Consider the following 14,486-nt stretch of genomic DNA (forward strand, 5'->3'; position numbering starts at 1 on the left):
ATCATGAATTATAAAATAGACTCCATCCATTGTACTGATTGAGTTAACGCTTGATGCAAACTTTTTTGTAACTGTTTTTTAGACACTGTTACTATTTTATTTTGCTTAATTGAATGAATCAATTTTGCTTCACAAAGATTGCTTAGCTTATCATCCTCAAAGATGATATTCATCACCGGTACATGGCAAGAATGAGTTAAAAGTCCTTGATTTTTTAGTGAAAAGTATTTCAATTCTGCCGCTAATTGCTGATTGGATATCGAAGGTAATGCCAAGCGACTTGCGAGCATATCTTTGTAGCTATTAGGTAGATTTTTTTGCAGCTCATTATCAACAAAAATTTGGTGAACAAATGGAGTGAAGTTAAACAATCCTTTTATTTTATTTGGCATTAAATAGGCCAAACGTGTAGCAATATGTGAACCAAAACGAAAGCCAGCAACAAAAACACGATGATCATCAACCCATGGCACAGAGGACAATTGCTCTAATATAGCTTGATGAATTAGGCTACTATTTTGTGTTAAAGCAAAGTTACGGCTATATCCAACAGTCGGTAAGTCAACGGTTAACATAGCAAATCCATGTGGGGCTAAAAACTCACTAAAATAACGATAGTAATCGATTTGCAAATTACCTAATGCATTACAGATTAGCACAACAGGGCACGCTTTTTCAGTTTTTGGTAGATGTAAAATTGCTTTGGCGCTACGATTATCAACCTTAAATTCAAGCTCTTTAATCAAAAACGGTGAAAAACCAAGTGCTTTTGTATAAGCTTGATAAGCACAAGTTTGGGCATACATTGCCAGTTCATCATTTTTAAAATGGGGATAACTGGCGATACTTGAAAATTCACTGGCAATAAGGTAATAATTGAGTAAATTATTTTTATCTTCATTGCTCAGATTCGTTCTATCTATCGACTCTGCTTTCGCTTGCCAGATTGCTGCTTGGTTTAAAAATTCATAAATCCAGTTACCAGATTGATAACCAACAACCGTATCTAGCCAGTTATCATTTGTATGATGTCTAGTTGAAGCGGCAATTTTGGATAAAACCGCTTCAGCTTCTAATTTAGGTAATCCACGCCAATGCCACAAAATGGGATTAATAATGCGATACCACCTCGAATCAATTTCCCCATCTAACGCGCTAATACTACTACCATCACTACTATCGATACGATTTATGAGTGTTGATGTTTCAGGATAATCAAATTGTGGTTTAAATATCTGTGCCGTTAGATTTTCGGTAGTTGCCATAACAACCTTAATTTCCTTATTGATTATTTATGATCACAAATTGGTTTAACGAACATGACGCCAGTATCCCAAGGTTGTTCGATCCAAGTATCTTGATCGATATCAATAACATAATCATCAACAAGTGGTTTACCTGCTGGTTTTGCAAAAATAGTAACAAAGTGTGCTTTTGGATACATTTCGCGGATAGTATGAGCTGTGTTACCTGTATCGACTAAATCGTCAACGACAATAAAGCCTTCACCATCGCCATTTGCCTGTTTTAATATTAGTTTTTCGCGTTGATGATCATGATCGTAACTTGAAATACAAACCGTATCGACATAACGAATACTTAATTCACGCGCTAAGATAGCTGCTGGAACTAATCCACCACGACTAACGGCAATAATACCTTTCCATTGGTTAGCAGGTAATAAACGTTCTGAGAGTTGACGCCCGTAGGATTGTAACATTTCCCAAGTGACATTGAATTTTTTCTTTTCAGCAATAAGTTCTGCTTTGTGTTGTTTTTTTGCTTGGATTTCTTCTTCTGTTAATAAAGTTTGTTCTGTTGACATGTGTAACCTGCAATTTTAATCGAATGTACGAATAAATAAATATTAATGGACTAAAAATAGTTGTAAAATTGCACCTTATTATAGAGTGATTAGTTAAAAAAAACCACTCATTAATTTATTACTTACTTAATAATTGAGGTTATATTATGCTTTCTACCTTAACACCTAAATTTGTTTGGCAGATTTTTAATGATATTTGTAAAATTCCCCACCCATCTCATCATGAGCAAATGATAACCAAATATATTGTTGATTTTGCCAATAGGAATCACATTGATTGCAAGCTTGATAAAGTAGGTAATATTTTATTAACCAAACCTGCTACTAAAGGGATGGAGACGTGCCCGTCGATTGCTTTGCAAGCCCATATGGATATGGTGCCTCAAAAAAATGAAGGCACTAGTCACGATTTTTTAACCGACCCAATTCAAGCTTATGTTGATGGTGAATGGGTAAAAGCCAAAGGTACAACATTAGGTGCAGATAACGGCGTTGGGCTTGCATCTGCGTTAGCTGTGTTAATTGATCCTACTGTTGAACATGGGCCGATTGAAGTGTTAATAACAGTATCAGAAGAAACTGGCATGCATGGTGCCTTTGGTTTACAACCAAATTGGTTAAAAAGCCACTATTTAATTAATACTGATTCTGAAGACGAAGGCGAAATATTTACTGGTTGCGCTGGCGGTGTTGACTTTACCACGACTTTTGCTATTACTTATGCAGTAATACCTGAAAAACATGATTGTTATATGAGCATTTCGCTTAAAGGGTTAAAAGGTGGGCATTCAGGTTGTGATATTCACCTTGGTCGTGGTAACGCAATTAAATTAATGGCTCGTTTTTTAGCGCAATATGCACAAGATATCTCGTTTAGATTAGCCGATATAAAAGGAGGATCATTGCGCAATGCTATTCCAAGAGAAGCCTTTGCTGAAATCACACTAAATAAACAAGATTTACCTAAATTAGAAGCTATTGTTAGACAATATCAAACTATTTTACACAGCGAATTAGGTCATGCAGAGCCTGCTATCGAAATAATTTTATCAGAGGTTGAATCCAATAAAGTAAAACGTGTATTAACCACTGAACATCAAAATAAGATCATTGATTGGTTAAATACAGCACCTAATGGTGTGGTTAGAATGAGTGATCAGCTTCATGGTGTGGTTGAAACATCACTCAATTTCGGTATTGTTAATATTGAAGATAACCAACTTAATGCCCATTTTTTAATTCGCTCTCAAGTTGATAGTGCTAAAGATGCCGTTGTATCGACATTGATATCTCTTAGTCAACTTGTGAATGCCAATTATGAAATAAGTGGTGGTTATTCAGGATGGGAACCTAATTTAGATTCACAATTACTTAAACTAGCTAAAGATAAATATCTCGAAATTTTTTCTCAGCAAGCAAAAATAATGGTGATTCATGCAGGGCTTGAATGTGGTTTATTTAAACAAAGTTATCCAAATATGGATATGATTTCAATTGGGCCAACGATTGTTTCGCCACATTCACCAGACGAAAAAGTAAACATACAAAGCGTTTACCGCTATTGGGAATTATTGATAGCGATATTAAAATCGGCAAGTTTTTTAAAATAATCTAACGTATACCTGCCGATTTTTATCGGTAGGTATTTGAAGTTGTTTGCTTGTATTTACTCAAGAAAATAAAATCATAAATTAGATTCACTTAAAATATTAGGACAAAATCCCCAAAAAAACAAAATGAAATTAAATTCATAAAAAGTGAATAAAAATTCATTTTGACGCTTGTAATAGCCTTATAAATAACCTACTATATACAAATTATTGTATAAAAAATAGATAAGGATAGGTATGTTAAAGGCCATTATTGTAGGAGCGAGTGGTTATGCTGGTGCAAAATTAGCTTATTATTTACATAAGCATCCGCATATAGAACTTATTGCTTTAATTGTATCAGAAAACAGCCAAGATGGTGGCAGGCTCATTTCTGATTACGATTTACATCCCCAGTTAAAAGGTGTTGTTGATTTACCGCTTATAGCCACTGCGGATTATTCCGCTTATATTAATGATGTCGATATCGTTTTTTTAGCTACTGAACATGCCGTTAGTCACACTATTGCCCCTTATTTCTTAGAACATGGCTGTACCGTTTTTGATTTATCTGGTGCGTTTAGAGTCAATTCCGCCACTTTTTATACTGATTATTATGGCTTCACCCATCAACATCCAAAATGGTTAGACAAAGCCGTTTATGGCTTAGCTGAATGGAATAGTGAACAGATCAAAAGAGCTCAACTTATTGCGGTACCAGGGTGTTATCCTACCGCTTCGCAATTACCACTAAAACCATTAATTAAAGAAGAACTACTAGACAGTTCACAATGGCCTGTTATTAATGCCGTCAGTGGTGTAAGTGGAGCAGGGCGAAAACCTTCGCATAATAATATATTTTGCGAAGTGAGCTTACATGCTTATGGGTTGTTTACTCATCGCCATCAACCCGAAATTGCGACACATTTAGGTCAAGAAGTGATCTTTATACCTCATTTAGGTAGTTTTAAACAAGGTATTCATGCCACTATAACTTGCCGAGTAAAAGAAGGCGTAACATCACAAGATATTCTTACGGCTTTGAATAAATATTACCAAAATAAACCTTTAATCAGAGTTTATCAAAAAGATTGGCCGGCATTAAAATCTGTCATTGGTTTGCCTTATTGTGATATTGGTTTTGTATTAAAAGATCGCCATTTAATATTAATTTCTGTTGAAGACAACTTATTAAAAGGTGCAGCAGCACAAGCAGTGCAGTGTATGAATATTCGATATGGTTTTGATGAAACCACATCATTATTATAAAAATGGATGAAATATTTAAATTCTGTAAAAAATTATTGAATAAATTAGCAGTAAGTTAAATTAATAGGAAACTAAAATGAAACCATTAATTATAAAGCTTGGTGGTGTATTACTTGATAACAAAGATGCCTTAAATAAATTATTTGTTGTTATTAGTGAATATAAAAAGAATTTTCAACGGCCATTAATTATTGTGCATGGTGGTGGTACAGTGGTCGATTCACTAATGGATAGACTCTCTTTACCCGTGGTACGTCGAAATGGGCTACGAGTCACCCCTGCTGACCAAATTGACGTTATTGTTGGTAGCCTTGCTGGCAGTGCCAATACCACTTTATTGTCAGAAGCTAAAAAACAGCAAATAGCCAGTGTGGGACTCTGCTTAGCTGATGGTAATAGTGTAGAAGTCAAGCAAATTTCGGAAGACCTTGGTTATGTTGGCGAAGCCAAAACCGGCGATCCTACATTAATAAACCTACTTATTAATGCCGGTTACTTACCAATTGTCAGCTCGATTGGTATCACTGAAGAAGGGCAAATGATGAATGTCAATGCCGATCACGCTGCGGTTGCGCTAGCTAAGATCTTAAATGCTGACTTGATATTGCTATCTGATGTGGTTGGCGTACTTGATGAAAATAAACAACGCATTGAATCACTAACGCAATCGCAAGCTGATCAATTGATTGCCAAAGGTATTATTACAGAGGGCATGGTCGTAAAAGTCAATTCCGCTTTCGAAGCTGCCAAAGCCTTAGGACGACCGATTGCAATTGCTAGTTGGAAAGAGTCTGACCAACTTATTAAATTATTTAATGGACAATCAGGTACAACAGGTACAAGAATTGTTGCTTAAATATTAAGCTGGTTAGCTATATTTAACAATTTAAAGTAAGGGTCTCTAACTCATTTTTTATAGTAAGTTAATTTAGAAAGGGTGTAGCATGAAAAAAAGTGGAACAAAAAAAGTTGTATTGGCTTATTCAGGTGGTTTGGATACATCGGCGATTATTCCTTGGTTAAAAGAAAATTATGGCGGGTGTGAAGTTTATGCATTCGTTGCTAATGTAGGTCAAGATCCAAAAGAATTAAAAGATGTAGAAAAAAAAGCCAAAGCATCGGGTGCAGTTGCTTGTAAGGTTGTTGATTTAAGAGAAGAATTTGTTAAAGACTATGTGTACCCTGTCTTAAAAACAGGGGCTTTATACGAAGGTACTTATTATCTTGGTACCTCGATGGCTCGTCCAATTATTGCTAAAGCACAAGTTGAGTATGCGCTAGAGGTTGGCGCTGATACATTATGCCATGGTGCGACAGGTAAAGGTAATGACCAAGTACGTTTTGAAACCACTTATACTGCACTCGCGCCACAACTTAAAGTGATTGCACCTTGGCGTGAATGGGATCTACGTTCACGTGAAGCACTGATTGATTATTTAAAAGTACGTAAAATTCCAACTACCGCAACTGTTGAAAAAATTTACAGCCGTGACGAAAACGCATGGCATATCTCAACCGAAGGCGGCGTGTTAGAAAGCACATGGAACCAAGCTAACGCTGATTGCTGGGCTTGGACTGTTTCGCCAGAAGAAGCGCCAGACAAACCAGAATTGGTAACCATTGGCATTGAAAAAGGTGAAGTGGTTTCAGTCAATGGTAAAAAATTATCGCCTTACAACTGTGTTGCAACATTAAATAAAATTGGTGCAAAACATGGTGTTGGACGAGTTGATATTATTGAAAACCGCCTAGTTGGCATTAAATCACGTGGTTGTTATGAAACGCCTGGTGGAACAATCATGATGACAGCATTACGCGGTTTAGAACAATTAATCTTAGATCGTGACAGCTTTAAATGGCGCGAACAACTTGGTTTAGAAATGGCTTACGTTGTTTATGATGGACGCTGGTTTGCTCCATATCGTCGATCAATTCAAGCCGCAGCTGAAGTTTTAGCGCAAGATATGACCGGTGAAGTAGTGGTTAAACTTTATAAAGGTAACGCGACTGCGGTACAAAAGCAATCACCAAATAGCTTATACAGCGAAGAGTTTGCCACATTTGGTGAAGATGAAGTTTATGATCATAGCCATGCTGGTGGGTTTATTCGTCTATTCTCGTTATCATCACGAATACGTGCATTAAATGAAGAAAAGCAAAAACAACCTGCAAAAAAAGCTAAAACAGCTAAATCTGTTAATAACACAAAAATAGCAGCTAAAAAATCAGCAACAAAAGCAAAAAAGTAAAAGCTAATGCGCAAATAAAATAGTGAGAATAATAAATATATACAGGTTAAACCCTGTATATATTATTTTTATTCTTGATAAAATTTAAATTATTTAAGCAATTATTAAAGATAATATTGAGGTAATTATGGCATTATGGGGAGGACGTTTTAGTCAAGCAGCAGATCAACGATTTAAGCATTTTAATGATTCATTGCGCTTTGACTATCGTCTTGCAGAGCAAGACATCATGGGTTCAATTGCTTGGTCAAAAGCATTGGTGACAGTTAACGTAATATCTTATGATGAACAAAAAAAATTAGAAAAAGCCTTAAATGAATTACTGATTTCGGTTCAACAAGATCCCAAACAGATTTTACAAAGTGATGCCGAAGATATACACAGTTGGGTCGAACAAAAACTGATCGAAAAAATTGGCGAATTAGGTAAAAAATTACATACAGGGCGAAGCCGTAACGACCAATCAACGACCGATTTAAAACTATGGTGTAAAGATCAAATCCCTTACTTAATTAGTGCGATTAATCACTTGCGACAATCTCTGGTTATAACTGCCGAACAGCATCAAAATGCCATTATGCCTGGTTACACCCACTTGCAACGAGCACAACCAATTACTTTTGCACAATGGTGCTTAGCCTATTTTGAAATGCTTAGCCGTGATGTCAGCCGCTTACAAGATACACTAAAACGCTTAGACGTTAGCCCATTAGGCTCAGGTGCATTAGCCGGAACCGCCTATCCAATGGACCGTGAGCAGTTGGCGCATTGGTTAGGGTTTGCTCAAGCAACTAATAACAGTTTAGATTCGGTGTCTGATCGTGATCATATTGTTGAATTATTAAATAACGCCTCAATAGGCATGGTACATCTATCGCGTTTTGCTGAAGATCTTATTATTTTCAACAGTGGCGAAGCCAACTTTGTTGAGTTATCAGATCGCGTTACGTCAGGCTCTTCACTCATGCCACAAAAAAAGAATCCCGATGCATTAGAACTGATTCGCGGCAAAGTAGGGCGGGTCACTGGCGCTTTAATGGGAACACTCATGACTATCAAAGGTTTACCTCTTGCTTATAATAAAGATCTACAAGAAGACAAAGAACACCTATTTGATGCGCTTGACACTTGGCAAGAATGTTTAGATATGGCCACACTAGTGTTAGAAGATATCAAAATTAACTATACAAACTGCCAAGAAGCCGCTAAACAAGGTTATTCAAATGCAACCGAACTTGCTGATTATTTAGTTGCCAAAGGCATACCATTCCGCGAAGCTCATCACATTGTTGGCGAAGCCGTTGTTGATGCGATAGCAAAGCAAAAAGCACTCGAAGAACTCTCGCTTGCCGAACTACAAAAGTTCAGCCCCGTTATCGATAGTGATGTCTATCCAATATTATCGTTAGAATCCTGTTTAGCTAAACGCTGTGCTAAAGGCGGCGTTGCACCACAGCAGGTAAAATCAGCGATTGAAGTTGCCAAGCAACAACTTTCATAATCACCTATATCAATCTAATTACAACCATGCCGGCATTCGCCGGTGTTTTTATACTAAAACACATAGTTTCCTGAAACTTTTTTACAAAAAATCTGATTGTATATCTGTCCATACAGTGTAAAAATAGAATCCTTTTTTGAATGGATTAAAGTGAATCGCAATGAATAAAAGTTATAACTTTAGTGCAGGTCCTGCAAAATTGCCTGCTGATGTATTAAAGCAAGTTCAAACTGAATTATTAAATTGGCGTAATACAGGCGCATCGGTCATGGAATTAAGCCATAGAGGCAAAGATTTTGATGCATGTGCTATTGAAGCCTCTAATGACCTGCGTGAAATTTTAAACATCCCTAATAATTACAAAATCCTCTATTGCCAAGGTGGTGCTAGAGCACAATTTGCCGCAGTTCCATTAAATATCTTAGGTAACAAAACCAGTGCAGACTATATTAACAGCGGTTATTGGAGCCAATGCGCAGCCAAAGAAGCCAGCAAATATTGCCAAATTAATGAACAAAATGTTGTTATCAAACAAAATGGACTAACAGCTATCAAACCTATGTCAGAATGGCAATTAAATGATAATTCTGCCTATGTACACTATTGCCCGAATGAAACAATAGATGGGATTCAAATCTTTGAAGCTCCCAACTTTGGCAATAAAACCGTGGTTGCAGACTTATCATCATGCATATTATCGCAACCTATTGATGTAAGCCGCTATGGCATTATTTATGCTGGTGCACAAAAAAATATTGGTCCATCAGGAATTACCATTGTTATTGTGCGTGAAGATCTTATTGGTTATGCGCAAAAAATCCTACCATCAGTATTAGATTACAAAATCTTATTAGATAACGATTCCATGTTTAATACGCCACCTACATTTGCATGGTATATGTCAGGCTTAGTGTTTAAATGGATAAAAAGCCTTGGTGGACTAAAAGCAATGCAGCAACGAAACCAAGCCAAAGCGCAATTACTATACCAATTTATCGATCAATCCGATTTTTATCGAAATACTGTCGCAACAGCGAATCGATCAATTATGAATGTCACTTTCTTATCGCCAAATGAAGAACTAGATAAAAAATTTGTAAGCGAAGCAACTCAAGCTAACATTATTGGCATCAAAGGTCACCGTATTGCAGGTGGAATGCGTGCATCCATTTATAACGCGATGGATCAAGAAGGAGTGAATTATTTAATTGACTTTATGCAGCAATTTGAAAAACAAAATGGTTAAATTAACTCAAGATATTACAATTCATTAATACCAATAAAAAAGGGAAGCAAAGCTCCCTTTCTTATTTAACTAGCCTTATTTACAACTATAAACATCACCAGCCATAACCGCATCTGTTGGCGCAATATCCGAAATATATTGCATAGAAGTATCTTGTGCGTTATAAATCACATTGCCCCCCATTGCAGCAGCCTTATTCATCAGCTCAGAAGCCGCATCGTGAATTAGCTCGCTATGCGTTTTAAGGCCAGAAAAGAAACTACTACGACGTCCTTCCGCTTTACCTAATAACTGACAAGAAGCTGCAGGCTTAGTATCAATAAACTGAACTTGACTACCAGCAGAAGTAGGTTGATATTTAGAACTACTACAAGCACCTAAAAACAAGGTTGCAAACATCGCAACACCAATAAATAATAATTTTTTGATAGACATAACATTCCCTCAACCAATAAAATAGCAAACAATAATAAGCCAAATTATTGTATCAGTTTAATTAAACAAAAAATATCAGTAATTAAACTTGCATAAAATCCAATAAATTAAAGTTTAATAAATAATCAAACTGACCTATTTTATTAATTAACTATAGCAAATTTGATTCAACTCTATTATAATCATAACCCTACTAACTCAGTAGCGCATCCAAATGGCCCCTTAGCTCAGTTGGTCAGAGCAGTCGACTCATAATCGATTGGTCACTGGTTCAAGTCCAGTAGGGGCCACCACTTTAAATCAATATAATCAAAAGTTTACATTTAAAAATCAGCCACTTTTATTAAGTGGCGGTAGTCAATCCAATAAGATTTGTAAGTATTTCTGTCAGCAATAGCAAAGCGGTACTGATCGCCAAGTTTATGGGTGGATGTCTTGACCATTTATCGTTTTTGCCAGTCCTTTTTTGAAAAAAATCAGTATGCCGTTTTTTTTAATGTTACAGCGGCATTAAAATCATTGTATAAACGTGTTAAAAATGAAGCATCAGATTCGTTGGTTTGGTCTATATGGGCGATGAAACTCACGCAAAAAGCTGTATTGATTAGTTGCTTGAGTCTTTCGTGTTGTGTTCATGTAACCCCAGAATTGAATAAACTAGGGTTAAGTGCACTTAGTCTTGCGTTTTTTATTTCCAAGCAAAAAAGTAGCCTGCTGTTCTGAATCCGATATCTGACAAAACATGATTACTTACTTTTATTGATTAACTTGATTAATCCGCAATTAACTTCTTATACAACTTAATTACTTTACCGTTTGACTTTTCGATATAACCTTTAGGGTTGTGGTCATTAATCTGGATAAGAAATTAAAGCTGACTTATTAGCGACTTTTGGACTTAAATAGATTGTGTGGCTTATTGTTTATTCCTCTTTAATATTTAAGTCACCATATTGATAAAGGTGATTGAGCGGTCGTATTTGCCAGTGATTTGCTTTTTACGGATAGGAAGCTTGCCTTCACTAATGTATTTTTTTACTGTGCGAGGATTCATGCCTGATACACGGGCAAATTCATCAACAGTGACATAATGCACTGAAATAGCTATTGATATTCTTGGCGTCATAGTGCATTATTCCCAATTAAGTGTTTATATGTGTTTTTATATGATTTATTCAATCTTAGATTAAATTAATTTAATTTAATCTAAGATGTTGTTAATGAATTTTTATTACTTGAGATTAAAATTATGCAAGTTAATTTTGATAGTGGCGGAGCCGCTGTAATAGATCGAATAATTAAAGCCTATGGATTTCGTGCAAAACTACAACTTTGTAATCACTTTGGTACAAAATCAGTAAATCTTTCTTTAAGATATAAAAGATATTTTTCCCCTTCTGATTGGGTTATTCGTTGTATGGCTGAAATAGGCGCCACACTAAAGTGGTTAGCTAATGGTGAAAGTGAATTTTTACCAACCGAACAACAACCAAAAAAACTATTCTTTATAATGATACGTTAGGTAAGTTGGAACGGCTCACCACCCTGCAAGAAAAGGGTGCAATAACCGATCAAGAGCTTAACGAATTAAAGGCTAAATTGATTTAATAGGAAATGAATAATGTCTACAAAAAAACATAAGATCACGGTGAAAAAGTTTTTAATTTTTAGTTTAATAATTTTTGCTATCTATATCATTACTTTTCCTAAAGACGATTCGCCGCCTAATCCAACGATGGTTACTTTAGGCGCTATTTCTCTTTGTTCATTTTTTGTTTGTGGTTTGATTTTGTTAGGTCGAGCAATCTGTGGACAAAGCAACAAAAATGCACAGGTTGAGGCGAACAATAATTTAAATTCGGAAATTGAAAAATCTAGGGCTTGCTTTGATACTAAAAAGGCATCGGATCAAACTGCTTCATATAACTATTCACATTATTCTGATGATTCAGATGATAACGAATACAAACAACGAGAGCGAGATTTTGAAAATTTTAGAAATAGCCTAACCACAATTTGGAATTCTGGCGTATTTTCAATTTCATTTGGATATTCCAGCGGCAAAAGAGAATTGTTATTAGATAAAGTCCAAATAAACTCGTATGACGAAGTTTATTTCACTGGTTACTGCTTTGACAGTAACGATGAACGCACATTTAAAACAGAACGCTTTGAATCTTATATTGAATGTGCAGGAAAAGAATACAGCCCACGTCGCTTTCTAACCGAAGTCCTCGAATTAGATTTGGAGTATGTTAAGGGGTTGGGGGTTTAATTAAAAAAGAGCTTCATTAGAATGGTTGCTAACGGTAAAGGTGAATTGTTACCAAATGAAACAATTCTTTCTGATGATACGTTGGATAAGCTGGAACGGCTGAACTGCCTAAAAGAAAAGGATGCAATAACTGATCAAGAGTTTAACGAATTAAAGGCTAAGTTGATGTAAGAAAATTAAAAAATAGGAGAGAAACATATGAAGAAAGTATTTAAAATAGTTCTATCATTTGTAATCTGCTTGTTATTTTCTTCAATGAGTTATGCCAGTCCAAACGGTGTAGCAAGAGAGTTGGCTCGGATTGCTAAACAACAAATTCAAAAGCAATATGGGAAATTCCCAATAAAAATTAATGATAAAACATCTTTAGCAAATATCACTGCTGATGGGCAATATATAATTTATGATTACCTTTATAAAAATAGCAGTCAAAAATTCACATCTGAAATTCTAGCCTTATATGTGCAAATGATGTTCGACAAAAGAACGTATGAAAGTAATGATTTTGTATCATTATTCCAAAATGTGCCTCTTGAAGAACTAGTAGTAAGTATCTATACGAAATTAGATGAAATAATTTCATGTGAAAGCTTTTCAGAGGAAAGAGTTTGTGAAACAATTGTAGATGAATTACTGTTATTATTTAATATGCTATATCAACAAATTGATTCTTTAATTGAGGGATTATTATTTTTTATTGATGAGAGGGTTGGTTAATAAGTATTTTCAATTCATAAGAGCAGACAAGTATTACTTTGACTGTGACAAAATTATTTGTTCAGATTTATTTACCCCATTTTGTGTAAAGCCTAAGCAAAATAATCCTCGTATTATTAATCAAAAAGGGGCTTTTATTATATTTGGTTTCGATCATGAAACATTAAAAAATGTCCCCACCTAAAGAGCATTTTTCTTTCAGGCCCAAAGATAAGAATGATAATGAAGTAAAAATAGTAATCAGTGGTGACAAAGCAACTATGTTAAAGGATTTAGAAACGTTAGCAATTAATGATGCCACAATGTTTCCTGAAATTGATAATATTTCTGGATATATTACAAATAAATACTTAAATAAATAAATAAAATGACAGTTCGCAAACAAAAATTAGGTAAGTGGTTATTTGAAAAATACCTTGATGGTGGTCGTAGGGTTCGTAAAACTTTCGCCACCAAAGGCGAGGCGTTAGCTTACGGAAATTATTTAGAAGAGCAAACTAATCAAAAGCCTTGGTTGGGTGAAAAGATTGATAAACGCCATTTATCGGATTTAATTAACAGTTGGTATTCATTACATGGGCAAACGCTTAAAGACGGGCAAACACGCCTAAAAGCGATGTTATTTGCTTGTGAATGCATTAATGATCCATTAGCTACTCATTTTACAGCTAAACAGTTTACTAATTATTGTCAAAAGCGTATTGATGGTGAAATATTTCGGACTGACAGAATAAAAAACGTTGCTCCACGTACAATCAATCTTGAATTAACTTATTTTAAAGCCATGTTTAATGAGTTAATTCGGCTAGGGGAGTGGCAACATAGCAATCCGCTTGAAAGAATACGCTCGTTCAAAACAGATGAGCAAGAAATGGCTTATCTTACTAAAGAGCAAATCCATGAACTTCTGTTATCTTGTGAGCAAAGCACCGCTACCGATTTAACTATTATTGTTAAAATTTGCCTAGCAACAGGAGCAAGGTGGAGTGAAGCCGAAAGCCTAAAAGGTACTCAAGTAAAAGATGGTAAAATCACCTACATTAATACCAAAGGCAAACGTAATCGAATCATTCCAATTAGTGGCAAACTCTTCAACGAAATCTCCCAAAAGGATGGTAGCTTATTTACCCCCTGTTACTCAGCGTTCCGCTCAGCAATCGATTGTGCAGGAATAGAATTACCAGATCGACAGCTAACCCACGTATTACGCTATACTTTTGCCAGCCATTTTATGATGAATGGTGGCAATATTTTAGTTTTACAAAAAATACTCGACCACACCGATATCAAAATGACCATGCATTACGCACACTTTGCACCTGATCACTTTGAAGATGCGGTAAGGTTGAATCCGTTGAATATAATTGAATAGGTAATTTT

General features: G+C 35.5%; 15 protein-coding genes, 1 tRNA gene and 1 pseudogene. 13 read left to right on the forward strand and 4 right to left on the reverse strand.

Features of this window, described 5'->3' with window-relative positions; genetic code table 11:
- Positions 1 to 8: 8 nt before the first annotated feature.
- Both ACYIAL_RS08290 and gpt read right to left on the reverse strand, forming a co-directional pair.
- Positions 9 to 1,265: an alpha/beta hydrolase gene (locus ACYIAL_RS08290; protein ID WP_483751418.1), complete on the reverse strand. Its 1,257-nt coding sequence runs from the start codon at positions 1,263 to 1,265 to the stop codon at positions 9 to 11.
- Between the two features lie 23 nt (positions 1,266 to 1,288).
- Positions 1,289 to 1,825 carry a xanthine phosphoribosyltransferase gene (gene gpt, locus ACYIAL_RS08295; RefSeq protein ID WP_174796938.1) on the reverse strand — a complete coding sequence of 179 codons (537 nt, stop codon included), beginning with the start codon at positions 1,823 to 1,825 and terminating at the stop codon, positions 1,289 to 1,291.
- Positions 1,826 to 1,971: 146 nt separating this feature from the next.
- Here gpt and ACYIAL_RS08300 point away from each other — a divergent pair, with 146 nt between their 5' ends.
- The 6 genes and pseudogenes from ACYIAL_RS08300 to serC all read left to right on the forward strand — a co-directional run bounded on the left by ACYIAL_RS08300 (position 1,972) and on the right by serC (position 9,679).
- Positions 1,972 to 3,435: an aminoacyl-histidine dipeptidase gene (locus ACYIAL_RS08300; RefSeq protein WP_483751419.1), complete on the forward strand. Its 1,464-nt coding sequence runs from the start codon at positions 1,972 to 1,974 to the stop codon at positions 3,433 to 3,435.
- A 237-nt stretch (positions 3,436 to 3,672) separates the two neighbouring features.
- Positions 3,673 to 4,683: an N-acetyl-gamma-glutamyl-phosphate reductase gene (gene argC / locus ACYIAL_RS08305; RefSeq protein ID WP_483751420.1), complete on the forward strand. Its 1,011-nt coding sequence runs from the start codon at positions 3,673 to 3,675 to the stop codon at positions 4,681 to 4,683.
- Between the two features lie 76 nt (positions 4,684 to 4,759).
- Positions 4,760 to 5,539: an acetylglutamate kinase gene (gene argB / locus ACYIAL_RS08310; protein ID WP_483751421.1), complete on the forward strand. Its 780-nt coding sequence runs from the start codon at positions 4,760 to 4,762 to the stop codon at positions 5,537 to 5,539.
- A gap of 88 nt (positions 5,540 to 5,627) precedes the next feature.
- A pseudogene (locus ACYIAL_RS08315) lies at positions 5,628 to 6,845 on the forward strand (argininosuccinate synthase); the annotation flags it as partial.
- Between the two features lie 214 nt (positions 6,846 to 7,059).
- A complete protein-coding gene (argH, locus tag ACYIAL_RS08320) occupies positions 7,060 to 8,433 on the forward strand; it encodes an argininosuccinate lyase (protein ID WP_483751422.1) in 1,374 nt (457 codons plus the stop codon).
- A 160-nt stretch (positions 8,434 to 8,593) separates the two neighbouring features.
- Positions 8,594 to 9,679: a 3-phosphoserine/phosphohydroxythreonine transaminase gene (gene serC / locus ACYIAL_RS08325; protein ID WP_483747814.1), complete on the forward strand. Its 1,086-nt coding sequence runs from the start codon at positions 8,594 to 8,596 to the stop codon at positions 9,677 to 9,679.
- Positions 9,680 to 9,754: 75 nt separating this feature from the next.
- On the opposite strand, the gene ACYIAL_RS08330 is transcribed toward serC, so the two are convergent.
- Complete coding sequence (locus tag ACYIAL_RS08330; RefSeq protein ID WP_483751423.1) at positions 9,755 to 10,114, reverse strand: DUF4156 domain-containing protein; 360 nt, start codon at positions 10,112 to 10,114, stop codon at positions 9,755 to 9,757.
- Positions 10,115 to 10,330: 216 nt separating this feature from the next.
- On the opposite strand from ACYIAL_RS08330, the gene ACYIAL_RS08335 reads away from it, so the two are divergent.
- Positions 10,331 to 10,407 (forward strand) — tRNA-Ile (locus tag ACYIAL_RS08335).
- A 647-nt stretch (positions 10,408 to 11,054) separates the two neighbouring features.
- Here the strand turns inward: ACYIAL_RS08335 and ACYIAL_RS08340 are convergent.
- Positions 11,055 to 11,240 (reverse strand): MerR family transcriptional regulator, encoded by a 186-nt coding sequence (locus tag ACYIAL_RS08340; RefSeq protein WP_483751424.1) that lies wholly within the window; start codon positions 11,238 to 11,240, stop codon positions 11,055 to 11,057.
- Between the two features lie 123 nt (positions 11,241 to 11,363).
- On the opposite strand from ACYIAL_RS08340, the gene ACYIAL_RS08345 reads away from it, so the two are divergent.
- The 6 genes from ACYIAL_RS08345 to ACYIAL_RS08370 all read left to right on the forward strand — a co-directional run bounded on the left by ACYIAL_RS08345 (position 11,364) and on the right by ACYIAL_RS08370 (position 14,478).
- On the forward strand, positions 11,364 to 11,636 hold the full coding sequence (locus ACYIAL_RS08345) for a helix-turn-helix transcriptional regulator (protein WP_174796976.1): 273 nt from the start codon (positions 11,364 to 11,366) through the stop codon (positions 11,634 to 11,636).
- Positions 11,637 to 11,735: 99 nt separating this feature from the next.
- Positions 11,736 to 12,389 carry a hypothetical protein gene (locus ACYIAL_RS08350; protein WP_483751425.1) on the forward strand — a complete coding sequence of 218 codons (654 nt, stop codon included), beginning with the start codon at positions 11,736 to 11,738 and terminating at the stop codon, positions 12,387 to 12,389.
- A 21-nt stretch (positions 12,390 to 12,410) separates the two neighbouring features.
- Positions 12,411 to 12,560 carry a hypothetical protein gene (locus ACYIAL_RS08355; protein ID WP_174796978.1) on the forward strand — a complete coding sequence of 50 codons (150 nt, stop codon included), beginning with the start codon at positions 12,411 to 12,413 and terminating at the stop codon, positions 12,558 to 12,560.
- 27 nt (positions 12,561 to 12,587) lie between these two features.
- Entirely contained in the window at positions 12,588 to 13,106 is a 519-nt protein-coding gene (locus tag ACYIAL_RS08360) for a hypothetical protein (RefSeq protein ID WP_483751426.1), read from the forward strand.
- A gap of 170 nt (positions 13,107 to 13,276) precedes the next feature.
- Positions 13,277 to 13,468 carry a hypothetical protein gene (locus ACYIAL_RS08365; protein ID WP_483751427.1) on the forward strand — a complete coding sequence of 64 codons (192 nt, stop codon included), beginning with the start codon at positions 13,277 to 13,279 and terminating at the stop codon, positions 13,466 to 13,468.
- 5 nt (positions 13,469 to 13,473) lie between these two features.
- A complete protein-coding gene (locus ACYIAL_RS08370) occupies positions 13,474 to 14,478 on the forward strand; it encodes a phage integrase (RefSeq protein WP_483751428.1) in 1,005 nt (334 codons plus the stop codon).
- The last annotated feature ends 8 nt before the right edge of the window (positions 14,479 to 14,486 follow it).

The organism is Gilliamella sp. X-57 (genome assembly GCF_057063565.1).

What these genes read in the sequence shown, in the direction of transcription:
- ACYIAL_RS08290 (WP_483751418.1), bottom strand. Translation starts at nt 1,265, where the DNA reads ATGGCAACTACCGAAAATCTAACGGCACAGATATTTAAACCACAATTT.
- gpt (WP_174796938.1), bottom strand. Translation starts at nt 1,825, where the DNA reads ATGTCAACAGAACAAACTTTATTAACAGAAGAAGAAATCCAAGCAAAA.
- ACYIAL_RS08300 (WP_483751419.1), top strand. Translation starts at nt 1,972, where the DNA reads ATGCTTTCTACCTTAACACCTAAATTTGTTTGGCAGATTTTTAATGAT.
- argC (WP_483751420.1), top strand. Translation starts at nt 3,673, where the DNA reads ATGTTAAAGGCCATTATTGTAGGAGCGAGTGGTTATGCTGGTGCAAAA.
- argB (WP_483751421.1), top strand. Translation starts at nt 4,760, where the DNA reads ATGAAACCATTAATTATAAAGCTTGGTGGTGTATTACTTGATAACAAA.
- argH (WP_483751422.1), top strand. Translation starts at nt 7,060, where the DNA reads ATGGCATTATGGGGAGGACGTTTTAGTCAAGCAGCAGATCAACGATTT.
- serC (WP_483747814.1), top strand. Translation starts at nt 8,594, where the DNA reads ATGAATAAAAGTTATAACTTTAGTGCAGGTCCTGCAAAATTGCCTGCT.
- ACYIAL_RS08330 (WP_483751423.1), bottom strand. Translation starts at nt 10,114, where the DNA reads ATGTCTATCAAAAAATTATTATTTATTGGTGTTGCGATGTTTGCAACC.
- ACYIAL_RS08340 (WP_483751424.1), bottom strand. Translation starts at nt 11,240, where the DNA reads ATGACGCCAAGAATATCAATAGCTATTTCAGTGCATTATGTCACTGTT.
- ACYIAL_RS08345 (WP_174796976.1), top strand. Translation starts at nt 11,364, where the DNA reads ATGCAAGTTAATTTTGATAGTGGCGGAGCCGCTGTAATAGATCGAATA.
- ACYIAL_RS08350 (WP_483751425.1), top strand. Translation starts at nt 11,736, where the DNA reads ATGTCTACAAAAAAACATAAGATCACGGTGAAAAAGTTTTTAATTTTT.
- ACYIAL_RS08355 (WP_174796978.1), top strand. Translation starts at nt 12,411, where the DNA reads ATGGTTGCTAACGGTAAAGGTGAATTGTTACCAAATGAAACAATTCTT.
- ACYIAL_RS08360 (WP_483751426.1), top strand. Translation starts at nt 12,588, where the DNA reads ATGAAGAAAGTATTTAAAATAGTTCTATCATTTGTAATCTGCTTGTTA.
- ACYIAL_RS08365 (WP_483751427.1), top strand. Translation starts at nt 13,277, where the DNA reads ATGTCCCCACCTAAAGAGCATTTTTCTTTCAGGCCCAAAGATAAGAAT.
- ACYIAL_RS08370 (WP_483751428.1), top strand. Translation starts at nt 13,474, where the DNA reads ATGACAGTTCGCAAACAAAAATTAGGTAAGTGGTTATTTGAAAAATAC.